Here is a 24,199-nt window from a genome sequence, read left to right as displayed (position 1 = left end):
GGGCGGGTTCCTTCAGCAGCACGCCAATTCGGCAAGCAGGGGCTCGCAAAGCTCGGCGCGCCCCTGGCAACAATCCTTGGCGAGGAAGAGCATCAGGCCGCGAAGGGCGTCGATATCCGCGCGCTGGATAATCTGGCGCCCGCGCTTCTCGGATATCACGAGACCGGCTTTCGCGAGTACCGCGAGATGAGTCGAAAAGGTGCTTTGGGTGAGTGCCGACGCCTCGACAAGCTGACCCGTCGACAGGCCTTCTGGTTCATGTTTGACGAGCAGGCGGAACGCATCGAGGCGGGTCGGATGCGCCAGCGCGGCGAGAATGGCCAAGGCGGAATCGGTTTGCATCCATCGGAATTATCCGATGGAATCTCGTCCGTCAATTCTTATCGGGAATATCCGATGGGTTTGCCCGGCTGCGCGATCCCGCTATAGTTTCGTAACCTGCTTCGCGTTGGTCGCTGCGAATGAAAATCGACATAGGTGGCCGGTGCATGGAGGCCGCGCCGGCAAGGGCGCGGGAATCAGTCCGCCGAGAAGTTCAGTGACACGAGGGCAAAGACGAAGAGAAGAGCCACGGCGGTGAACAAGGCGGTCGTCGCCGTGAACAGGATCGCGCTCGACGGCCGCCGCGCATAAAGTTCGCTGGCGTCGCTCGCGCTCGCCGCATTGGCCATATCGTCCGCTTCCTCGCCGGGGGCGGCTTTGAGCAGCGCCGCGCTGATCGCGCTCGCCGGGACGGGCGTCAGGAACTCGCAGCCGAAGAGCCTGCCGTCATGGCGAACGACGCGCGCGGGAGCGGCGCCGAGTTCCGGCAAGACCAGCAGGAAGGTCTCGCCGATGGAAAAGCCAGCGTCGGTCTCGATCAGCAGGCCGGTCCGCGACAGGTTGCGGATGATCACGGCGGATTCGGCCGTGGCCGTGCGCGCCGCGACATCGAGCCGAAGCGTGCGGCGGCTCGTTCGCCTGCGATCGGTCGTTTCGACGGGGACCGCGATATGCGCCAGCAAGGATCTCACCAACCTCTCCTTTGGTGAACCATTATCGTCCGGCAACCCTTAATATTGCATTTTCGCCGCGGTTTTTTGGGTGCGCCGGTCGGGTGCATTGGCGTTGCTAAGATCGTGCCGCATTCACTTAACGCCGCGTGGAGAGTTGGACCGATTCGCCGCTCGGACGGGGCGGCGAATGCGACGAGCCGTGTTAATTTGTGGTTCTAATTGGGACGAGGGCATCGCTTTGGTGGTGAGCGATCTTGATAGGGAATTCACATTATATCATTGAATATATGTTGTATTCTGCTCCACAGGCGATGCGAGGATGATCGCTCGTTTAGTGCAAATTAGCGATTGATAAAAATGTGTTAACGCGCTTGCGGATTTCCGGGAATCCATGTTTCCTAATGCGTGGGGAAGGTCCGAGTCGCTTGGACCGTGGGTCGCACTGACATTGGTGGAAATTTTGCTGTGCCGTTTTTGCGGCAGGGCGAGGTGCGTTCGAGGGAAATTGACATGGATGCTTTCGACAATCCGGCGCGGAATGGCATGACGGGTCCCGAGCGCGACGGCGCATCGAACGAGCCATCGAATCGGGCCGTACCGGGCGGCGAATTTCTTGCCGCCGCGGCGAACGTGACCGCCGCCGCATCGGTCATACCGCTGGCGATCCAGGCGATCCTCGTTCCCGACGCAAGCGGCCGCATCGTCCTGCCCGCGGGCGCGTCGATCGACGATATCACGATCTCGGGCACCGACCTTGTCATCACCCTGCCGAACGGTCAGGTGTTCATCATTCCCGGCGGCGCGGTCGATGTCCCGTCGATCGTCGTCGATGGCGATACGGTGCCCGCGAGCACGGTGGCGCAGCTGCTGGAGAATCTGGGCGAGCTGAACCCCGAAGCCGGTGTCCGCAGCTCGGGCGGCAATTTCGCCGACCCCGAAGGCCCGATCCAGGATGCCTATGCGCTCGGCGACCTGCTGCCCTATACCGAACTTGCCTTTCCGCAGCCCGAAGGCCGCGAACTGATTCCCGACGCTCCGGATGAAGAGCCGACGATTTCCATTGTCACCCCCGACCAGCCGGCCGGGGCGCTCGACGCGACCTCCAGCGTCAATGAAGCCGGACTTCCGGCGCGCGGCAATGAACCCGCCGGAAGCAACAGCGCGGCGACCAGTGAAACCGTCACGGGTTCGATCGTCATCGATGCGCCCGACGGGCTGGTGTCGGTCGCGATCAACGGCACCGTCGTCACCGGCGTCGGTCAGGTCATCACCTCGCCGCTCGGCCAGCTCACCATCACCAGCGTGACGCCGGACAATATCGGCTACAGCTACACGCTGGCCGACAACACCAATGCCAATGCCAATCTGACCGACGTCTTCAATGTCGTCGTTACCGACCGCGACGGCGATACGGCGCCCGCGCGGCTGACCATCTCGATCATCGATGACGTCCCGACGGCACGCAACGACACCGACCAGCTTGCGGGCGGCAGCCGTGGTCCCGAAACGGGCAATGTGCTGACCGGCGTGGGCACCACCAGCGGGACGCCCGGCGCCGACACGCAGGGCGCCGACAGCGCCACCCTCACCGGCATTCGCGGCGCGGGCAGCGAGAGTTTTGCGGCGCCCGGCACGGTCCAGGGCCAATATGGCGCGCTGACCATCAACGCCAACGGCAGCTATTCTTATACCCGCAATCCGGGCACGCCGGGCGGCGTCAGCGACGTCTTCACCTATCGCATCACCGACGGCGACGGCGATACTTCGACCGCGACGCTGACGATCGCGATCGGCGACGCGCCCACCACGATTACGTTCGTCCCCGGCGACGGGGAAAGCGACGCCGGCACGATCGTGCGCGAGGCCGACCTGCCGGCGCGCGGCGGCGAAGCGCCCGGCTCGCAGTTCGACGGCGATGCGGCGTCGACCAGCGGAACAATCACCTTTACCGCGACCGATGGCGTGGGCAGCGTGACGATCGAGGGCGTGACCGTCACGCCGGGATCGCTGCCGCAACAGATTGTCAGCGATGCGACCGGAACGCTGGTCGTCACGGGCTACTCCTACAATGCGCAGACGGGCCAGGGTTCGTTCACCTATGTCTATACGCTGAAGGACAATGTTCTCGACGGCGACGGTTCGACCGTCAGCTTCGACTTCACGATCACCGATCTCGACGGCGACGCCGCTTCGGATACGCTGGACATCGACATCATCGACGACGCGCCGACGGCGCGCGCCGACCTCGACAGCGTGACCGAGGACGGCCCGACGGTCGCCAACGGCAATGTGCTGACCGGTGCGGGCGGCAATGACGCGAATGCGACCGACGGCGTCGCCGACGTGCAGGGCGCCGACGGTGCGACCGTTACCGCGGTCACCGGCGGCACGGTTGGGACGGCACTGGCGGGCGCCTACGGCGCGCTGACGCTCAACGCCGACGGCAGCTACAGCTACGCTCTCAACAATGCGGCGCAGCCGGTGCAAGGCCTTTCGGCCGGGCAGACGCTGACCGAGACCTTTACCTACACGATCACCGACGGCGACGGCGATACGTCGACGACGACGCTGACGATCATAATCAACGGCGCCGACGACGGCATCACGATCAATGGCATCAACACCGAAGGCGGCGACCTGACGGTCGACGAGGATGACCTCGCCGACGGTTCGTCGCCCGACGCGGCGGCACTGACGCAGGCCGGCAGCCTTTCGATCTCGACCCCCGACGGGCTCGGCAATGTGACGATCGGCGGAACGCAGGTCGTGACGAACGGCGTGTTCACGGCGGGCACCGCGACGAGCCCGCTCGGCACGATCAACATCACGGGCTTCACCCCGGTGACGGGTGCCGACGGGTCGGTGATCGGTGGCACCTTCACCTATAATTATGTGCTGGGCGACAACACGTTGACCCACGGCGCGCAGGGCGAGGACAATGTCACCGACAGCTTTGCGGTGATCGTCACCGACAGCGACGGGTCGACCGGCACCGACAGCATCGATGTGCGTATCATCGACGATGTCCCGACCGCGCTTCCCGATGTCGACAGCGTGACCGAGGATAGCGGAAACGGCGACAATCCGGCCGCTGCCGATGGCAATGTTTTGACGGGCTTGGGTGGCGGCGACGCCAATGCGACCGACGGGGTCGCCGACACTCAAGGCGCCGATGGTGCGACGGTCACCGCCGTCGGCGGCGGCACGCTGGGTGAGGCTTTTGCCGGCGCCTATGGATCGCTGACGCTGAACGCCGACGGCAGCTATCGTTATGTGCTGAACAACCAGGCGCAGCCGGTGCAGGGCCTTGCGGCCGGCGAATCGCTGACCGAGATCTTCACCTACACGATCACCGACGGCGATGGCGACACCGCGACCGCGACGCTGACGATCACCATCAACGGCGCCGACGACGGCGTGACGATCAATGGCCTGAATGCCGAGGGCGCCGAGGTCATCGTCAACGAGGACGATCTGGCCGACGGTTCGTCGCCCGACCCGGCGGCGCTGACCCAGCCGGGCAGCTTCACCGTGTCGACCCCCGACGGGCTGGGCAATGTGACGATCGGCGGCACGCAGGTCGTGACGAACGGCGTGTTCACCGCGGGCACCGCGACGAGCCCGCTCGGGGTCGTCAACATCACCGGCTTCACGCCCGTCCTGGGCACCGACGGATCGGTGATCGGCGGGACTTTCACCTATAATTACGTCCTTTCCGACAATACGCTGACGCACACGAGCATCGGCGAGGATTTCGTCGGCGACAGCTTCGCGGTCGTCGTGACCGACAGCGACGGATCGAGCGCGAATGCCAGCCTCGACGTGCGCATCATCGACGATGTGCCGACCGCCAATCCTGACGCGGACAGCGTCAGCGAAGATGGCGGCACGGGCGAAAGCCCTCCGACCGCCGACGGCAATGTGCTGACCGGTTCGGGCGGCACCGACGCCAACGCAACCGACGGTGCGGTGGATGTGCGCGGCGCCGATGGCGCGAGCGTGACGGGCGTGGGATTTGGCCAGACCGCCGGCACCGTGGGGGCGCCGCTCGCTGGCGCCTACGGTACGCTGACTCTCAATGCTGATGGCAGCTATAGCTATGTCCTCAACAATGCGGCGCAGCCGGTGCAGGGTCTTTCGGCGGGTCAGACGCTGACCGAGATCTTCACCTATACGATCACCGACGGCGACGGCGATCCGGCGCCGACGACGCTGACGATCACGATCAACGGCGCCGACGACGGGGTCACGATCAATGGCCTCGACGTCGAGGGCGCCGAACTGGTGGTCGACGAAGATGGCCTGGCGGCGCGCCCCGGCGAGGCGCCCGGGTCGGCTCCGAACCCCGCCAATGTCACCGACAGCGACAGCTTTACCGTCTCGACCCCCGACGGCATGGGCACGGTTGTGATCGACAGCTTCAACGGCGTGCCGCTCGGTGCCCCGCTGACGCTGGTCGTCGCCAACGGCACCTTTACGCCGCAGTCGGTCACGAGCGCCTATGGCACGCTCACCGTTACCGGTTTCACCCCCGTGACCGGCGCCGACGGATCGGTGATCGGCGGGACGTTCACCTATAATTATGTGCTGAACGACAACCGCGCCGACCATCCGGCAATGGGCCAGGACGGCCGCGACGACAGCATCGGGATCAAGGTCACCGACGCCGACGGTTCGACCGCCAGCGCGTCGATCGACGTCCGCATCGTCGACGACGTTCCCGACGCGATCAATGACGGCACGACGCAGACGATCGAGAATGCGCCGGTGACGATCAATGTGCTCGCCAACGACGTCCAGGGCGCCGACAGCGTCCAGCCTTCGGCGGTCCAGCTCGTCGCCGGTTCGCTCACCGGCACGGGCGCCCTCGTCAACAATGGCGACGGCAGCTTCACCTACACGCCCGGCGCGCAGGAAACCGGCAGCGTCAGCTTCCAGTATCGGATCACCGACGGCGACGGCGACACCGACGTCGCCACCGCGACGATCACGCTCGTCGCCGATTCGGCGCCGCAGATCGGCAAGATTGCTGACGTCACCGTCGACGAGGACGGCCTCGTGGGCGCCAATGCCGACAACGGTCTGTCCGGCGAAGTGACCTCGACCGGCAGTGCGAGCGCCAATGGCACGATTACCGTCGATTTCGGCAGCGACGTCCCCGCGACGCTCGCGGGTTCGCTTGTGCTCAATGACAGTGCCGCGCTCGACACGCAGCTGACCGTCAACCTTGTGCCGGTGACCTTCGAGAAGGTCGGCAACGATCTCGTCGGCTCGGTCGGCGGCAATGAAGTGATCCGCATCAGCCTGACGGCCCCGGCCGCGGGGCCCGGCGCGACGCAGGTCACCTATGGCTATACGGTCACCCTGTCGCAGGCGATCGATCAGGCGGCGGCGGGCAGCGAGGATAGCGATTTCCTTGCGGGGATCGGCTTCACCGTCACCGACAATGACGGCACCACGGCGTCGGGATCGTTCGGTGTCACGATCGTCGACGACCTGCCGACGCTCAACCTTTCGGATACGCCGACGACCGTCGTCGAAGGCGCGACCGCGACGGGCACCTGGACGCTCGACCGCGGCGCCGACGGCGTCGCCTCGGTCAATGTCAGCTTTGGTAGCGGCAACGCGACGCTGTCGCTCGCACCCGGAAGCAGCGTTTCGATTACCCAGCCGACGGGCACGCTGACGGTCAACGCCAACGGCACCTTCAGCTTTGCGGCGGCGGGGAACCAGAACAACGCCACGAATCCGTCCGCCAGCTTCACCCTGTCGGCGGTCGACCGCGACGGCGATCCGACATCGGACAGCCTGACGATCGCGATCGACGACGGCGCGAATCCGCGGATCGTCAAGCCGATCACGCTGACGGTCGACGAAGCCGCGCTGATGGACGGCAGCAACTCGGCGAGCGGTGCAGAAGTCAGCAGCGGCGACCTCTTTTTCGGTGCAGGCTCGGACGCGCTGTCGGGTTTCGCCTTTACCGGCGTCGCCGGGCTTGTCGCCAATCTTGACGGGGCGGGCACCGACATTTTCTGGTCGATGGCGCCCGGCGGGCAGACGATCACCGGCTCGCTGACGTCCGGTGGTCCCGCCGCGATCACGATCAGCCTGACGGCACCGGCATCGGTCGCGCCCGACACCTTCGGGCTTGCGACGGTCACCGTCACGCTCGCCGACAATCTGCCCCACGCGCTCGCGATGGCCGCGCAGACGCAGGCGCTTGGCACCGTCACGGTGCAGGCGACCGACACCGACGGCGACCTCGCGACGGGCGTCGTCACCGTGCAGGTCACCGACGATGTTCCCACCGCCGATCCCGACACCGACAGCGTGACCGAGGATGGTCCCTCGACCGCCGACGGCAATGTTTTGACCGGTACGGGCGGCACCGACGGCAATGCGACCGACGGTGATGCGGACGTCAGGGGCGCCGATGGCGCGAGCGTCACGGGCGTGAGCTTTGGTGCGACGGTTGGCGTCGTCGGCGCGGGGCTGGCGGGCGCCTATGGCACGCTGACGCTGAACGCCGACGGCAGCTATTCCTATGTCCTCAACAATGCGGCGCAGCCGGTGCAGGGTCTTTCGGCGGGTCAGACGCTGACCGAGATCTTCACCTATACGATCACCGACGGCGACGGCGATCCGGCGCCGACGACGCTGACGATCACGATCAACGGTGCCGACGACGGGGTCACGATCAATGGCCTCGACGTCGAGGGCACCGAACTGGTGGTCGACGAAGATGGCCTGGCGGCGCGCCCCGGCGAGGCGCCCGGGTCGGCTCCGAACCCCGCCAATGTCACCGACAGCGACAGCTTTACCGTCTCGACCCCCGACGGCATGGGCACGGTTGTGATCGACAGCTTCAACGGCGTGCCGCTCGGTGCCCCGCTGACGCTGGTCGTCGCCAACGGCACCTTTACGCCGCAGTCGGTCACGAGCGCCTATGGCACGCTCACCGTTACCGGTTTCACCCCCGTGACCGGCGCCGACGGATCGGTGATCGGCGGGACGTTCACCTATAATTATGTGCTGAACGACAACCGCGCCGACCATCCGGCAATGGGCCAGGACGGCCGCGACGACAGCATCGGGATCAAGGTCACCGACGCCGACGGTTCGACCGCCAGCGCGTCGATCGACGTCCGCATCGTCGACGACGTCCCGGCCGCCTCGCCCGAGGCGAACCAGAATGTCGCCGAGGGCGCGACGGTTACCGGCACGCTCGACTTCGTGCAGGGCGCCGATAGCGCGACCGTCACCCAGATCAACGGCACCGTCCTGCTGTTCGGTGGCGACGGCTTCTCGCAGGCCATCGACATCGGTCACGGCACGATCAAGGTGAAGGCCGACGGCAGCTACAGCTTCACCGCCGACGCATCGGTGCCCGGCACCGGCAGCGCGTCCGCGACCTACACGGTCACCGATGGCGACAACGACACGGCGACCGCGTCAATCAGCTTCACGATCACCGACGCCAACGTCCCGACCGCGGGCCAGACGGAGGCTTCTGTCGACGACGACGCACTCGCCGGGGGCAATCCCGCCAGCACGATCGGCGACCTGGCCGATCCGAACAGCGACGGCGACAATAATCAGGCGACCTTCAGCGGTCTGCTCGACCTCAATTTCGGTGGCGATGGTCCGGGTTCGGTAAGCTTCGCCGCGATGAACGGCCTGTTCGTCATTGTGGGCCAGGAATCGGTCCAGCTTGGCTGGAACGCGGGCACCAACATACTGACCGGCACCGGTCCGCGCGGCTTGCTGTTCACCGTCGAGGTCACCAACCCCGCGACCGGCGCCTATAAGGTGACGCTGGTCGACAATGTCCTGCACACACCGGGCGGCGACGAGAATGACGCCACGGCGGTGCTGGGCTTCATTGTCAGCGACAGCGACGGATCGACGGCGCCGGGCACGCTCCGGATCACCTTCGACGACGATACGCCGACGGTGGTTGCGAACACCACGCAGCCGGTGCTGACGGTCGATGAATCAACGTTCGGCACGGACGCGCCGTTCAGCTTTGCCTCGGTCTTTACCCCGACCTTTGGCGCCGACGGCGCCGCGGCGGCGAATTCGACGACCTATGCGCTCGGCATCACGGCCGGACCGACGGGTCTTGTCGACACGCTGACGAACCAGGCGGTGGTGCTCAGCGTCGTCGGCGGCGTGGTCCAGGGCCGGACCGCGACCTCGGACGAGCTGGTCTTCACGGTCAGCGTCGCGGCGAACGGCACGGTCACGCTCGACCAGAGCCGCGCGGTCGTCCACACCCCGAACAGCGGACCCGATCAGCCGACGAGCCTGTCGGCAGACAATCTGATCACGCTGACCGCAACGGTCACCGATGCCGACGGAGACACGGCGACCGCCACCGCCAATATCGGCCAGAATCTGGTATTCGAAGACGATGCGCCGGTGGCGAATGACGATATGGCGGGCCTCACCGAAGGCGGCCCGATCTCGGTCACCTTCGACGTCGACACCAACGACACCGACGGCGCTGACGGTTTCGGCAGCCGCACCTTCACCAGCCTGACGGGCACCTATGGTACGATCACGATCAATGGCGACGGCACGCAGACCTATACGCTGACCGCCGCCGGCCAGACCGCGATCAACGCGCTCGCCCCCGGGGCAACGCTGACCGACATCTTCACCTATACGCTGACCGACAAGGACGGTGACAGCGACCCCGCGACGCTGACGGTCACGCTGACCGGCACCGACGACGGCGTGACGATCACCAATCTGGTGCCCGAGGCGCAGGGCGGCGATGTCTCGGTCGACGAAGACGACCTGCCCGCAGGTTCGGATACGGCGAAGGAATCGCTCACCCAGACCGGCACCTTCAACATCTCGGCACCCGACGGCGTCGCGAACCTCACGATCCATGGCGTGCAGGTCATCAACAACGGCGTGTTCACGCCGGCGACAATTCCCACCCCGCTCGGCAACACGCTGAATATCACGGCCTATAATGCGGCGACTGGCGAGATCAGCTATAGCTACACGCTGGCTGCCGCCGAGGTCCATGCGACGGGCGCCAGCGAGAACAGCCTGTTCGAGAATTTTGTCGTCACCCTGACCGACGTCGACAATGATACGACCAGCAGCACGCTGTCGGTGAATATCATCGACGATGTGCCGACCGCGCGACCCGATGCCGACATCGTCGTCGCCGAGGATGCGGCGGCGGTGGGCGGCAACCTGCTGACCAATGACACGCGCGGCGCCGATGGCGCGAGCGTGACGTCGGTGACGATCGGGGCGACGACCACCGCGATCGCGCCGGCCGGCACCACGACGATTACCACGGCGAACGGGGTCTACACCTTCACTGCGGCCGGCGCATGGACCTTCGATCCGAACCCGGTGAACAGTGCAGCACCGGTCGATGCCGGCTTCAGCTACACGATCACTGACGGCGACGGCGATCCTTCGACCTCGACGCAGGCGATCAGCCTGACCGACGGCGCCAATCCCATCGGCGGCGGGTCGATCACGCTCGCGCTCGACGACCAGAATCTGGTCGATGGCTCGACGCCCGCAAACCCCGACTTCACCAGCGGCTCGCTCGTCTTCACCCCGGGTTCGGACGCCATCGCCTCGATCGTCTTCGCAAGCAGCGTTGCGGGTCTCGGCGGCGGCCTGACCTGGTTGCGCGTCTCCGACACGCAGATCACCGGCTCCGACGGTGCGCGGCTCGTCGTCACGCTCGACCTGGTGCGCGTGGGCAATAATGCCTCGGTCACCGCGACGCTCAACGATAATTATGACGACCATCCGACGATCAATGTCGACGACCTCGTCAACCTCGGCTCGGTCGGTGTTGTCGCCACGGACGTCGATGGCGATACGGCGAACGGTACGGTCAATGTCACCGTTTCGGATGACCTGCCGACGGCGCGTCCCGATACCGATGCGGTGACCGAAGATACGGTGCAGACCGCGACCGGCAATGTCCTGACCGGCGTCGGCACGACCAATGCGCCGGGCAGCGCCGACACGTTGGGCGCCGACGGCGCGGCGGTGACGGGCGTCGCTGCCGGGGCTTCGCCGACGCCGGTGACGGGCAATGTCGGCCTGGTGGTCAACGGGACCTATGGCACGCTGACGCTGGGCGCCGGCGGCGGCTACACCTATACGCTGAACAACGGCAATGCGACGGTGCAGGCGCTCGGTGTGGGTGAAACGCTGCTCGAAACCTTCACCTATACAATCACCGATGGCGACAATGACCATTCGACGACGACGCTGAAAATCACGATCAACGGCTCGAACGACCTGCCGACGATCGGGACGGCGGCGACCGCGGTATCGGACGAAGGCCTGCCGGGCGGTTTCCCCGATACGACGGGCACGGTCGATACGACCAACCTCACCGTCCGGAACGGAACGATCACCGCCACCGACCTCGATGGCGATGCGCTGACCTTCTCGCTCGGCGCACCGGCGACGTCGCTGTTCTCGGGCGGTCAGCCGATCGTGTGGGACACGACCAATCCGCAGCTTTTGCTGGGCAAGGTCGGTGGCAATACGATCATCAGCGTTTCGATCAATAACAGCGGCAACTTCACGGTAACGCTGTCGGCGCCGATCGATCATCCCAACACGACTGTGGAAGACGCACTGTCGCTCGTGGTGCCGGTCAGCGTCAACGACGGCACGACGACGGTGACCAACGCGACCGCGCTGACCATCGGGCTCGAAGATGACTCGCCGATCGCGATCGCGCCGCTCAGCGCGGCGCTGATCAATGCCCCCGGCTCGTCGGTGTATCAGTCGCTCGATACCGACGGCGATGTCGATAACAATTATGGCGGCGACGGACCGGGAAGCGTGATCTTCACCGCGGCGACGATCGCGGCGCTCCAGGCGCAGAATCTGACGGCGGGCGGTCTGACGCTCAACTATGTCATCTCGGCGGACGGCACCGTCCTGACCGCCGAAAAGCCGAACGGCGACGACGTCTTCATCATCCGCCTGCAGCCGGCGGGCCACGCCGACCAATATCAGGTCCAGATGATCCAGAAGCTCGATTCGACCCAGACGGTCGATTTCAACAGCGGCGGCTATAATTTCGTCGGCGGCAATACCGCGTGGGTCGGCTTTGTTAAGACCGGCGACAATAACAGCCAGGACATTCTGGTCACGCCGATGAAGAATGGCGTCGACGGCGGCACGGTGAACGCGAACAACACCGAAACCGGCGTCGATAACAACAATGTCGGGGCGAACGAGGCGGTGCGCGTCGATTTCGTCATCGACCTGACGGGCTCGCCCGCCAACGGGCAGGACTATGGCGTGCTGGCCAATCAGAACCATGCTTTCGACTCGCATTACAATGCGAACGGAGCATCGGCGCTGTTCACCAATATCAACTCCAGCAGCAGTGTCCGACTTGTCGCGCGCGACGATATCGACACCGACAACGACATCGGCGACGGTGTGAAGGACACGATCACCAAGGTCGCGATCAGCTTCAACAATGCGACGCTCTCCGTGACGGCGAATGGCACCTATAATGTCGGCGGCCAGAACTTCACCGTGACCTTCGCCAACGGCGAAGCGACCGTCGCCGGTGTCGTCGAGAATACCGTCGTCGCCGGCTTTACCGCCGATGGCTACAACAGCATCGAATTCCACCATGCCGGCGGCGATACGTTCAAGATCGGCGACTTCGGTGCGGTCGTGCAGACCGAAAACCCGGTGAACTTCAACGTCCCGGTCACGATCGTCGACGGCGACGACGACGCCGCGCAGGCGTCGCTTGCTATCACCACGGCTTCACCGCTGCTGGTCATCGGTTCGGCAACCGCCGATGTCGTGGGTGAACCCACCGACCATGTCGTCGCCAATCCGCAAGGGCAGGCCGACGGCGCCGTCCAGGGCGGCGCGTTCGACGATACGCTGGTCGGTGATCCGGGATCGGTAACGATCACCGAGGGGCAACAGGCGAATATCGTTCTGGTGCTCGACAGTTCGGGCAGCATGACGACGCAGATCGATTTCGACGGCGGCACCATCTCGCGGATGCAGGCGCTCAAGAATGGCGTGAACGCGCTGATCGACAGCCTGTCGCAATCGGGCGCGCTCGACGTGCGGATCACGGTGATCGATTTCGACAACAGCGGCACCAATCTTGGGACGTTCAACCTGATCGTGAACGGCGTCGTTCAGACGGCGCAGGTCACCTCGGCAAAGGCGGCGGTCAACGGCATGTCGGCGTCCGGCGGCACCAATTATGAAGACGGCCTCCAGGATGCGCTCAGCTGGATCAACGGCAACAATGGCATCGCCGGCGCCGATGTGAACAAGGTCGTGTTCGTTTCCGATGGCCTCCCGACCCTCTGGAATAGCGGCGGCACGGGGAGTGATTCGGATGCGACCAACGTCCAGAATTCGATGGATCAGGTCCTCGGGTCGGACGGCACCAACGAGCCGCAGCAGATCCTTGCGACCGGCTATTCGATCGACTCGATCGGCATCAACGTCAATTCGACGCTGCTCGCGCGGCTGAGCGACGTCGAAGACGGCAATGCGTCGGGCGGAACCGGTAGCGCGACCAACGCGGACTCGGCCGAAGAGCTTGCCGCGGTCCTTCAGGTTCTGGGCGGCTCGACCGACCTCGCCGCGGCGGCGAATGACACCATCAATGGCGGCGCCGGCGGCGACGTGATCTTCGGCGACGTCCTGTTCACCGATGCGCTGGCGACCCAGCTTGGCGTCAGCCTTCCCGCCGGGTCGGGCTGGGCGGTCTTCCAGACGCTCGAAGGTCGGGCAAATCTGGAGTCGATCGATCCGGGTCTGAATGGCGGTGACTGGAACCGTCAGGACACGATCGCCTATATTCGCGCGAACTATGCGGCGCTTGCGAAGGAAAGCGGCCGGACCGGCGGCAATGACACGATCAATGCGGGGACCGGGAACGACATCGTCTTCGGCCAGGAAGGCAATGACAGCATCGATGGCGGCGATGGCGATGACCTGATCTCGGGTGGCACCGGTTCGGACACGCTGACCGGCGGTATCGGCAACGATATTTTCTGGCTCGCCAATGGCGAGTTCGGGGCGACCGAAACGATCAACGGCGGTGCGAACAACGACACCATCCTGTTGACGGGCGCCACGACGGTCAATTTCGCCACCGGCACGGTCAGCGGCGTCGAAACGCTGACGGGCAGCAGCGGTATCGACACCGTGTCGATGTCGGCAGCGCAATGGGCGCCGTTCGGCGCGATCGACCTGGCGGCCGGCGCCGACGTGCTGAACGTCACATTCAGCGGCGCGGTGAATATTTCCGCTGCGGGTACGCCGGTGGTGAGCAATGTCGAGACGAGCAATCTCACCGGCTCGAGCGGTGCCGACACGCTGACGCTGACCGGCGCGCAGCTCGACGCGATCATCCAGGCGGCTGGAACAATCGACCTTGCCGGCGGCAGCACCGATATCATCGCGCTGACCTCGACCTCGGCCGACCTCAACGGTCTCGCCGATGGCAGGCTGGTGAATGTCGAGACGGTTTCCGCATCGGGAGCTGCGACGGGCGTGACGATCAACCTCGGCGCGCAGACCGAGACGATGACGATCACCGGGTCGGCGAGCGGCGACGCGCTCACCGCGAGCACCGGCAACAACAGCGTGGTCAGCGCCGGCGCCGGGGCCGATACGGTCACCATCAACGCCGCAGCACTCACCACGCGCGCCTGGACGATTGATCTGGGCAGCGGCGACGGCGCGGCGGACAAGATCGTCTTTAGCCACACGGCCCTGGGATTTGGTGACAACACGGTCGCCACCGTCAGCAATTTCTCGACGACAAACGACCGGGTCGCGGTGTCGATGGGCGGGATCAGCCGCACCGATGGCAGCTTCGTGACCGTGACGGCTGCGCAGACCACCATCGGCGCCGGGGTCGAAGTCGTCGAATTGGTCAATAGTGCCTGGGTGACGGGTTCGCTTGGCAACGACGGCGACGGATCGACGATCGAAGGCTTCATTCAAGCGGCAACCGACGGCATTCCGGTCGGGATCTACACGTTCATCGTCTATTCGGGCACGGGCGGATCGGCGAATGCCGGCATCTATTCGGTGTCGATCACCGGTGCCGCCAACCCCACCCAGGGTGGGATGGCCGTCGAACATATTATGACCATCAACGGCGTTGGGTACGGCAATCTTTCCGCCGCCAACTTTGTCGGAACCGCCGACCCGATCATCCTCGATCTGGGCGGTGACGGCTATGCCTTTGGCGCGACCGCGGCGTTCGACATCAATGCCGACGGTGCGGCCGACCGGGTAACGTGGAATTCGTCGAACGACGGCATTCTGGCGGTCGACCTCAACGGCAATGGCAAGATCGATAGCGGAACCGAGATTTTCACCCCCGGCTTCGGTGGCGGCGATTTCGCCAGCGGCGTCGCGGCGCTCGCTTCGCTCGACGGCAATGGCGATGGCGTCATCGACGCGGCCGACGCGGCGTTCGCCAACCTCCTGATCTGGCAGGACGCCAACGCCGACGGCGTCAGCGATGCGGGCGAGCTTTCGAGCCTTGCCGATCGGGGGATCGCCTCGATTGCGACGGGCGCCACCCCCACCGACGAACAGGTCGATGGCCAGGCGGTGACCGCGCGCGGCGGCTTCACCCGCGAGGACGGCACGAGCGGCGACTATATCGAAGTTCAGCTCGACACACAGCTCGGCGCTCGCGCACCGGCGCGCGAGGCGGAAGACGTCCAGCGCGCCGCGGGCAACCAGGCGCTGACGAGCTCGCTGGTCGCCGCGTCGTTGATCGTTGGGGTTCAGAACGCGCAGCCGGACAGCGGCGCGTCGCCGATCATTGCGGCGAAGGACGAGCCGGGTATCGAGCAGGCCGACGGCGGCGTCGCAGCGGCATCCATCGATGCTGCGGCGACGGCCGCGCCTTCGAGCGCTGCGAGCGACAGCCTCGCCGAAACGCCGAAAACCGCCGCGCCCGACACAGCGGCCACACCGCATTCCGACGAGGCGAGCGCCGCCGCGATCGACGGCGCCGAGGACAGCGGCTGGCGCAGCGAGCCCGCCGACAATGCCGATACCGGCAACTCGGATTCGCTGGCCGACATGATCGCGGATCGCGGGTCGTTCGATCCGGGCGTGATGGACGGTCTGCTGGCGCTGGTGGCGGTGCCCGCCGAGGCGGCTGCCGCGGCGCATGATCCGGCGGCGGCCGCGGTGCTTGCCGAGGTCCTGGAGAGCGGCGCCAGCACGGTCGATCAACTGATCCACGCCGTCACGGGCGGCGCCGAACCGGTGCAGGTCGCGGCCGGCGAGACGCCCGCTTTCGATCTGGCGCAGTTCCTCGATCAACAGATCGCGCCCGACGTGGCGTTCCCGACCAGCCAGACGCTGGAAGCGGATCTTCACCAGATGGCGGCGGCCTGATCGAGAAAATTTAGGACCAGTGGAACAGAGAGTAACGGGAGGGCGATACGAAATGGCACATCAACCGGGAAAATGGATGGCGGGGGCATTCGCCGCGCTGGCCTTCGCCCAGCCTGGCAGCGCATTGGCGCAGGCGCTTGCCGATCTGCCGATCGACCAGGTGCGAACCGAGGTCCAAACCCGCTATGACGCGGCCCTGGCGCTGACCACCGATCGATCGGTCGTCGCCGCCAACAGCAATATCTATACCTGGGCGTCGGAAGCCAAGGTCCAATGCGGTATCGCGAAGGGCTTCCTGAAATCGGGCACCAAGGACGCCGAAAGCCTGCGTCGCTGCGATTTCGCTTATGGCATGATGACCAAGCGGCCGCAGCCGACGCCCGAAGCGCCGCTGGTGCCGCCGGCACCGCCGACCGAAAATTGCCCGCCCGAGGTCGCGTCGACCTTCTATTTCGACTGGGATTCGACCGCTGCGCCCGCCGATGCGGGCCAGTCGGTCGCATTCATGGCCGAGAACCGCACGCGTTGCGGCTGGCGCAGCTTTACCGTCGTCGGTCACACCGACCGGTCGGGCTCCGACAAATATAACGACGGCCTCGCGCTGCGCCGGGCGCGCGTGATCGCCGACATGATGGGCACCGCGGGCATTCCGGCCGACGCCATCGCGGTGTCGGGCATGGGCGAGCGCAAGCCGCGCGTCCAGACCGTGGACGGCCAGCGCACGCCGGAGAACCGGCGCGTCGAAGTTGAAGTAAATGGGACGGGGGGACAGTGATGAAACCGCAATATAAGCTCGCCGGCTTTGCCTCGGCCATCGCCATATCCTTTTTCGCGACTTCGGCCTTTGCCGAGCCGACCAGCATGCAGAATGTCATGGCGGTCGCGATCGATTCCAATCCGCAGATCAACCAGGCGGAAATGAACAAGCAGGCGATCGAGTTCGAACTCGAGCAAGCCAAGGGCCTGTACCTGCCGCGCGTCTCGCTCGAATTGTCGGCGGGGGTCCGCCGGCTCGAAAATGCGACGCGCCGCAACCTCGGCATCGCCAATGACGAACTCTACCCGCTCGAAGCCGGGATCCGCGCCGAGCAGACGCTGATCGATTTCGGCCGGCGCCATGGCGAAAAGCTGCGTCAGGCGGCGCGCGTCGACGGTGCGGCGCTGCGCGTGGTCGAACGGTCCGAGTTCATTGCGCTGCAATCGGCGCGGCAATATCTCGACGTCCTGCTGCAGCAGCGCGTCGTCGCCGCCGCCGAAGACAATATGACCTTTCACAACAGCCTGGTGTCGGACCTGTCGACCGGCGTGACCGCCGGATCGATCAGCGTCGCCGATCTGCAGCAGGCGCAGGAGCGCGCCAAGGCGGCAAGCGTGCGCGTGTCCGAAGCCAAGGAAGCGCTGCAGAACGCGAAAATCGAGCTGCTCGCGCTGAGCGGGCTCGAAGTCGAAGACGTGCAGATGCCGCCCGCGATGGCCGAAAAGCTACCCGTCAGCCTGAGCGAAGCCATTGGCTTGACCCGGTCGCGGCACCCCAAAGTGCTCGAAGCGCAGGCCGATGTCGATGCGGCGAATGCCGAGGCGAAGAAGGAAAAAGGCGATATTTTCCCGACGATCGGCCTCGAATTTTCGGGCCGGGTTGGCGAGGATATCGACGCGTTCCGCGGCGAGACGACCGACCTGCTCGGCCGCGTCGTGCTGCGCTGGGATATTTTCAACGGCGGGATCAATCAGGCGAAATATCAGGAGATGATACGCCGCGCGAGCGAGAGCCGCTTCCGCCTGCATGAAACCGAACGCAATGCCGAGGCCGATACGCGCCGCGCGTGGAACAGCCGCGAAACGCAGACCGCGGTGTTCCGCGATCTCGTCGATCAGAGCAAGTCGACCGACGAACTCCTGCTGTCGTACCGCGAGCAATTCTCGGTCGGCCGTCGTTCGCTGCTCGACGTGCTCGATGCGCAAAACACGCGTTTCAACGTCCAGGTGCGCGCCGAAACCGCACGTTTCTCGGAGATGTTCGCGGTTTACCAGATCCTTGCATCGACCAACAGCCTGCTCGAGGCGTTCAACCTGACCGCCCCCGAAGCGCGCCGCGTCTATGCGCGCGAGAAGGTGAATTACGGCCCGCCGGCGCCGGCCGAACTCCAGCGTCGCCACCGCCCGTAATAATTTATTAGCGGATTGATTCTAAGTAGAAAATTCAAGATATGGTACAGGGTCAATCCTCGATTGCACGTATCGGTAAAGAGGCGCCGGGCGATCCGCTGATCGCCTGCATCCTCTTTGTTGCGCAGCATTTCGGCCAGAATTTCCAGCGCGGTGCGCTTGTCGCGCTCGCGCGCGATGAAAGGGGTTTCCTCCCCTTTCATCAGGCCGAGGCGGCGCTCGACCTTTGCTTCATCAACAATGAGCGGCTCTATGCGCGCAAGGTGCGGAACCTTGCGCGCGACCTGCCCGCGATCATCCGCCGCACCGACGCATCATGCGCGGTGCTGATCGAGGCGAAGGACGGCCAGTATCTCATCTGGGAGCCGGGTGCCGAGGCGCCCGTGTGGGCCGACGAAGCGGCGGTCGAGGAAAGTTACGCCGGACAGGCGGTGGCGGTCGCCGCCGACCCGACCGCGATCCGCGCCGAGGAACGGCCGTGGGACGAACAGGCCAAGCGCCACTGGTTCTGGAGCGAGGTCCGGCGGATGCGCCGTTCCTTCTATCCGGTGCTCGGCGCAGCGCTGATGATCAACCTGCTCGGCTTTGCGCTGCCGCTGTTCACGATGAACGTCTATGACCGCGTCATCCCGAACAAGGCGGTGTCGAGCCTGTGGGTGCTCGCCGTCGGCGCGCTGCTCGCTTTCGCGGTCGAATTCACGCTCCGCCTCGCGCGGTCGACCTTGCTCGACGATCTCGGCCGCGACCTCGACGTCAAATTGTCGGAGAAGATCTTCTCCAAAGTGCTGAACATGCCGCTCGCCGATCGCCGTGGCAGCACCGGCATGCTCGCGCGGCGCGTCTCCGAGTTCGAATCGGTGCGCGATTTCTTCGCCTCGACGACGATCGTGCTCATCGTCGACCTCCTTTTCCTCGTGCTGTTCCTGATCATGATCGCGGTGCTCGCAGGCTGGCTCGCGCTTGTCCCGCTGGCGATCATTGTCGCGATGGGCGTCGCCGGTTATTTCCTGCAGCGGCGCATGATGCAGGCGTCGCTCGACAATCAGGCCGATATGAGTATCCAGCACGCGATGCTCGTCGAGGCGATCGGCGGCGCCGAAACGGTCAAGAGCTGTGCTGCCGAGGGACAAATACTCGGCCAGTGGCGCCGGATGGTCGACACCAGCGCGCGGACGCAGGCGGTGATGCGCCGGACCGGCGCCGCCGCGATCAACCTCGCGACGCTCGGCCAGCAATTTTCGGGCCTCGCGCTCATCGTCGGCGGCTTTTATCTGTTCGATGCGGGCAAGATTTCGATGGGCGCGATCATCGCGATCGTGATGCTCGCCGGCCGCTCGATGGCGCCGGTCGGGCAACTCGCCTTCCTGATGACGCGCGGGCGGCAGGCGCTGACGACGATGGCGAGCATTCAGCAGATGATCGAGGCCGACGACGAACGCCGCATGGGCAGCAGCGCGCTGAACCTCACGATCGACACGGGCAATATCTCGGTCGAGGGCCTGTCCTTCACCTATCCGGGCGCCGCGGCGCCGTCGCTGACCGACATCGACCTCAAGATCGAGGCGGGCGAGCGGATCGCGATCGTCGGCCGCGTTGCGTCGGGCAAGTCGACGCTGGGGCGTCTGCTCTGCGGGCTGTACGCGCCCGAGGCGGGCAATATCTTCATCGACGGGCTCGACAGCCGCCAGCATTCGCCGATCTACCTGCGCTCGCAATTCCGCTTCGTCGGGCAGGATGCGGTGCTGTTCAGCGGCTCGATCAAGCAGAATATGCAATTTTGCGCGCCGGCGGCGACCGACGCCGAGTTGCTCGCGACGCTGCAGTCGATCGGCGCCGACCGTTTCATGGGCCGCGACGAAACCGGACTCGACCGGGGGACTGGCGAACGCGGCGGGCAGTTGTCGGGCGGGCAGCGCGGTTTCCTGACCATCGCGCGCGCGCTCGCCTCACCCTCGCGCCTGCTCTTCCTCGACGAGCCGACGGGCGCGATGGACACGCAGAGCGAGCGGCTTTTCATCAACGCGCTCGATAGCGCCGTCGCGAAATCGCAGACGGTGATTATCGCGACGCACCGCGAGGCGATCCTGCAGATGTGCGACCGCATCATCGTCATCGACGGCGGACGGATCGTCGCCGACGGCCCGCGCGCCGACGTCCTCGCGCGATCGACCAAGGAACCGGCAGCATGATCCCTGAGCTTCACATCGGGCGCGATGGCGCCGCCAGCGCCGAGGCGCCGTGGCCCGACGACAAAGCGCTTCGCGATGGTTCGTCGAAGAGTCTCAAATTCGTCCTGCTCGGGCTCACGGTCGTCGCCGCAGCGATCCTGTTCGCTTCGTCGAACGATCGCCTGTCGCGCTTGGTCGAGGGTGTGATTGCCGATTGGACCGCCGACCCCGTCGAAACCGCCAAAGCGGCGAAGAAGAATGCGATCGCGAAGCTGATCACCGAAACCGAAACCGACTCGATCGTCCCCACCGCCGAGGGCGCCGATGCCGTTGCGCGCAACGCGCTGCTCCCGGTTTCGACCCTGCCGGTCGAGGCGGCGCGGCCGTTCCTGATGCCGACGATTTCGCTGGTGCAGGCGACCAATGCGCAGCGCTGCCTGACGCAGGCGATCTATTATGAGGCCGCGACCGAATCCGACGCGGGTAAGGCCGCGGTCGCGCAGGTCATCCTCAACCGCATGAAGCACCCGGCCTATCCGAACACCGTCTGCGGCGTGATCTATCAGGGCAGCGCGCGCCCGGGATGCCAGTTCAGCTTCGCGTGCGACGGTTCGATGCGCCGCCCGCCGGTGCCCGCGTTGTGGCGTCGTTCGGCCGAGATCGCGCGCGCGGCGCTATCGGGCCATGTCGAGGTGAGCGTCGGCATGGCGACGCATTATCACGCCAATTATGTCCTGCCGCGCTGGGCGCCGAAACTCACCAAGATCGAGCAGATCGGCGCGCATATCTTCTATCGCTGGCCGGGTTCGTGGGGGAAGCCGGGGGCTTTCTCCGACGCCTATGCCGGCGCCGAGTGGATTCCCGCGTTCAGCCAGCTTTATCAAGGCGGTACGGCGGCTGTGGTGGCGCTACCCGGCGAAGCGATCGCGGTCGAGGGCGTGCCCCCGCCGCGCGACCCGACCGACCACCGCGCCGACAATGACGTCGGCGGCCGTGTCGATATGACCAAGGGCTGGGTCCCCAATATTCCCGACCCGACGCAGAGCAAATCGCGGTTCGACAGCCTGACGAGCCAGCAGGGCGTCGCCGTCACTCCCGAAATCCAGCCCGGAACATAACCATGGGAATCGTGAAATCCTGGCAGCGCCTCCGCGGAAGCGAGCAGATCATGGTCGCGGCTGCCGCCGGCTTCGTGCTGTTCCTGCTGTGGGCGAGCATCGCGCGCGTCGATGAGGTGTCGCGCGGGCAGGGCCGCGTCATCCCCTCGTCGAAGGTGCAGATCATCCAGTCGGCCGAACCCTCGACGATCCGCGAAATCCTCGTCCGTTCGGGGCAGACGGTCAAGAAAGGCCAGCTGCTCGTTAGGCTCGACAATACGACGTCGCAGTCCGAGCTCGGCCAGCTCGAAACCGAAAATGCCCGCCTCGCGCAGCGCGCCGCGCGGCTTGCGGGTGAAGGCGGCGGGGCGGGTTGCATTGGGACAAGCTGCGGCGACGAAACGCGGCTGGCCGAAGTGCGGCGTTCGTCGCTGCAAAGCCAGCTCGCCGCGCTATCCGCAAGTGTCGAACAGCGCCGCCGCGACATGGGCGAAGCACAGGCGACCGCCTCGTCGCTCGAAAGCAGCCTGAGCCTCGCGCGCGAACAGGTCGCGATGCTCGCGCCGCTCGCAGCAAAGGGCGTCGTGCCGCAGACCGAATTGCTCACCGCACAGCGCGAGGTCGTCGATATCCAGGGCCGCCTCGCCGCGGCGCGCCAGGCGATTTCGCGCTCGCAGGCCGCGGTGCGCGAAGCGGGCGCCGAAGTGTCGCGCGCGCGCTTCGACTTCCAGCAGGAAGCACTGAACGAACGCAGCCAGCTCACGACCAAGATGGCGGTCAACGAGGAAACGATCCGCGGTGCCGAAGGGCGGCTCGCGCGGTCGGAGATCCGCTCGCCGACGCGCGGCGTCGTCAACGACCTGCTCGTCAACACGCTTGGCGGCTATGTGAATGCGGGGGAAAAGATCATGCAGATCGTGCCGCTCGGCGACAAATTGCTGATCGAAACCCGCGTCACCCCGCGCGACATCGCCTTCATCAAGGTCGGCGACCCCGCGAACGTCAAGGTCACCGCCTATGACTTTTCAATCTATGGCGGGCTCAACGGCAAGGTCGTGCGCGTGTCGGCGGACAGCATCTATGACGAGGTCGAGCGGCAGGCCTATTTCACCGTCGTCGTCGAAACGACCAACAGCTATCTGACGTCGAACGGCCGGCGGCTGCCGATCACCCCCGGCATGCTGTGCGATGTCGAGATTGTGACCGGCAAGAAATCGGTGCTGAGCTACTTGCTCAAGCCGGTCTTGAAGGTCAGCGGATCGGCGCTCACCGAACGCTGATTGTTCAGCGCGAGCGTATAGCTTTTCTGCGACGCCGGGATTGCGGCGAGGTTCGGCGATGGCTGCGTGCCGCGATAGGCGTGGACCCAGCGGCGGTTCTCGCTGAACGACAACACCGGCCGCACCGCATTCGACTGGCTACCGTCATAAAGCCGGTCGGTCACATTATCGAGTACGACCTTGCCCGCATCGGTCTGGACGAGCAGGAAGGCGTGGTCGGCGTTGGCGGCGAGATCGCGGAGGAGCACGAGCTTCATGCGGTCGGCATCGACCCCCGCCGCGCGCAGCATCTGCATCTTCAGGATCGCGAAATCCTCGCAATCGCCTTTGCCGCGCCCGAGCGTCTGCTCGGCGGTCGCCCAGAAATCGCGCTGCCGGTAATTGCGGTCGTCGTTCACATAGGCGATCTCGCGATTGACCCATTGATTGACGCGCGCGAGCAGGTCCTGCTCGGCCAGCCCCGGCGAAGCGTTCGCGCGGCGCAGCTTGCTTTGCATCAGCCCCGCGGGCGCCGCGCGGCGGACATGATCCCAGCGGTCGTCGAAGCGCGTACGCTTGACCGGGATCGCGCGGGTGCCGAGTTCGGCGGCGGGATCATATTCGGCGGTTTCAACAAGCGGTGCAAAAATCGAGGGCGTTCCGCAGCCTTCAGGGGAGGCGAAAGCGAACGGGGTACGGCTGGCGGGCTCGAGCGTCTGCCCAACCGGGAAAGCATCGAGGCCGGCGGTGATCGGTACAGCGGCAGCGGGTTCGGCCGCCGCGACGCTCTGCTGGTCGGCGCGGATGCGGTCGAGCGCGCTCGGCGCTCCGCCCAATATCGCGCGCGACATGTCGACCCTGGCCGGCGGCGCATGGCTCGCCGCGACGGGACATGCGGCCTTGCCGTCCGCCAACGCCTTGGCGTTGAGCAGCTTGGACGAGGCATGGGCGGCCGACGGCGTCAGCGCCGCGGCGGCAAGGGCGATGGAGACAGGAAGCCATCGCGAATCGCCAGCGACAAGATGGGCATGCTTTCTCATGCGGCCCGATTTGCCGGGGCGGGGTGAGGATATGCTTCATGGCGA

The 24,199-nt window shown here is 65.6% G+C and carries 9 protein-coding genes; 6 read left to right on the top strand and 3 right to left on the bottom strand.

Going from position 1 to position 24,199, the window contains the following annotated elements; all coding sequences use genetic code 11:
- Window positions 1-12: 12 nt before the first annotated feature.
- Together V8J55_RS04625 and V8J55_RS04620 are read right to left on the bottom strand one after the other, a co-directional pair.
- The gene (locus V8J55_RS04625; protein WP_336444551.1) at window positions 13-342 is read right to left on the bottom strand and encodes an ArsR/SmtB family transcription factor; all 330 of its coding nucleotides are present in this window, start codon (window positions 340-342) and stop codon (window positions 13-15) included.
- 176 nt (window positions 343-518) lie between these two features.
- Entirely contained in the window at window positions 519-1,013 is a 495-nt protein-coding gene (locus V8J55_RS04620; protein WP_336444550.1) for a PilZ domain-containing protein, read from the bottom strand.
- Window positions 1,014-1,505: 492 nt separating this feature from the next.
- Between V8J55_RS04620 and V8J55_RS04615 the strand changes: the two genes are divergently transcribed.
- The 6 genes from V8J55_RS04615 to V8J55_RS04590 are packed head-to-tail and all read left to right on the top strand — an operon-like array spanning window position 1,506 to window position 23,135.
- A complete protein-coding gene (locus V8J55_RS04615) occupies window positions 1,506-16,424 on the top strand; it encodes a beta strand repeat-containing protein (RefSeq protein WP_336444549.1) in 14,919 nt (4,972 codons plus the stop codon).
- Between the two features lie 52 nt (window positions 16,425-16,476).
- Window positions 16,477-17,199, top strand: a complete 723-nt coding sequence (locus V8J55_RS04610) for an OmpA family protein (RefSeq protein WP_336444548.1) — start codon at window positions 16,477-16,479, stop codon at window positions 17,197-17,199.
- Window positions 17,199-18,590 carry a TolC family protein gene (locus V8J55_RS04605; RefSeq protein ID WP_336444547.1) on the top strand — a complete coding sequence of 464 codons (1,392 nt, stop codon included), beginning with the start codon at window positions 17,199-17,201 and terminating at the stop codon, window positions 18,588-18,590. Before V8J55_RS04610 ends, V8J55_RS04605 begins: the two co-directional genes overlap by 1 nt.
- 41 nt (window positions 18,591-18,631) lie before the next feature.
- Complete coding sequence (locus V8J55_RS04600) at window positions 18,632-20,779, top strand: type I secretion system permease/ATPase (RefSeq protein ID WP_336444546.1); 2,148 nt, start codon at window positions 18,632-18,634, stop codon at window positions 20,777-20,779.
- On the top strand, window positions 20,776-21,876 hold the full coding sequence (locus tag V8J55_RS04595) for a cell wall hydrolase (protein ID WP_336444545.1): 1,101 nt from the start codon (window positions 20,776-20,778) through the stop codon (window positions 21,874-21,876). Before V8J55_RS04600 ends, V8J55_RS04595 begins: the two co-directional genes overlap by 4 nt.
- Before the next feature lie 2 nt (window positions 21,877-21,878).
- Entirely contained in the window at window positions 21,879-23,135 is a 1,257-nt protein-coding gene (locus V8J55_RS04590; protein ID WP_336444544.1) for an HlyD family type I secretion periplasmic adaptor subunit, read from the top strand.
- On the opposite strand, the gene V8J55_RS04585 is transcribed toward V8J55_RS04590, so the two are convergent.
- Window positions 23,081-24,154: a transglutaminase-like cysteine peptidase gene (locus tag V8J55_RS04585; protein WP_336444543.1), complete on the bottom strand. Its 1,074-nt coding sequence runs from the start codon at window positions 24,152-24,154 to the stop codon at window positions 23,081-23,083. The two genes, V8J55_RS04590 and V8J55_RS04585, sit on opposite strands and share 55 nt — an antisense overlap.
- Window positions 24,155-24,199: the final 45 nt, after the last annotated feature.

Origin of the sequence: Sphingopyxis sp. CCNWLW2, assembly GCF_037095755.1 — a bacterium.
In the GTDB taxonomy this organism is placed as follows: domain Bacteria; phylum Pseudomonadota; class Alphaproteobacteria; order Sphingomonadales; family Sphingomonadaceae; genus Sphingopyxis.
Note: the sequence above shows the minus strand (reverse complement) of the source record. Positions and strands in the feature narration are given on the sequence as shown.

What these genes read in the sequence shown, in the direction of transcription:
- V8J55_RS04600 (WP_336444546.1), top strand. Translation starts at nt 18,632, where the DNA reads ATGGTACAGGGTCAATCCTCGATTGCACGTATCGGTAAAGAGGCGCCG.
- V8J55_RS04625 (WP_336444551.1), bottom strand. Translation starts at nt 342, where the DNA reads ATGCAAACCGATTCCGCCTTGGCCATTCTCGCCGCGCTGGCGCATCCG.
- V8J55_RS04595 (WP_336444545.1), top strand. Translation starts at nt 20,776, where the DNA reads ATGATCCCTGAGCTTCACATCGGGCGCGATGGCGCCGCCAGCGCCGAG.
- V8J55_RS04605 (WP_336444547.1), top strand. Translation starts at nt 17,199, where the DNA reads ATGAAACCGCAATATAAGCTCGCCGGCTTTGCCTCGGCCATCGCCATA.
- V8J55_RS04590 (WP_336444544.1), top strand. Translation starts at nt 21,879, where the DNA reads ATGGGAATCGTGAAATCCTGGCAGCGCCTCCGCGGAAGCGAGCAGATC.
- V8J55_RS04615 (WP_336444549.1), top strand. Translation starts at nt 1,506, where the DNA reads ATGGATGCTTTCGACAATCCGGCGCGGAATGGCATGACGGGTCCCGAG.
- V8J55_RS04585 (WP_336444543.1), bottom strand. Translation starts at nt 24,154, where the DNA reads ATGAGAAAGCATGCCCATCTTGTCGCTGGCGATTCGCGATGGCTTCCT.
- V8J55_RS04610 (WP_336444548.1), top strand. Translation starts at nt 16,477, where the DNA reads ATGGCACATCAACCGGGAAAATGGATGGCGGGGGCATTCGCCGCGCTG.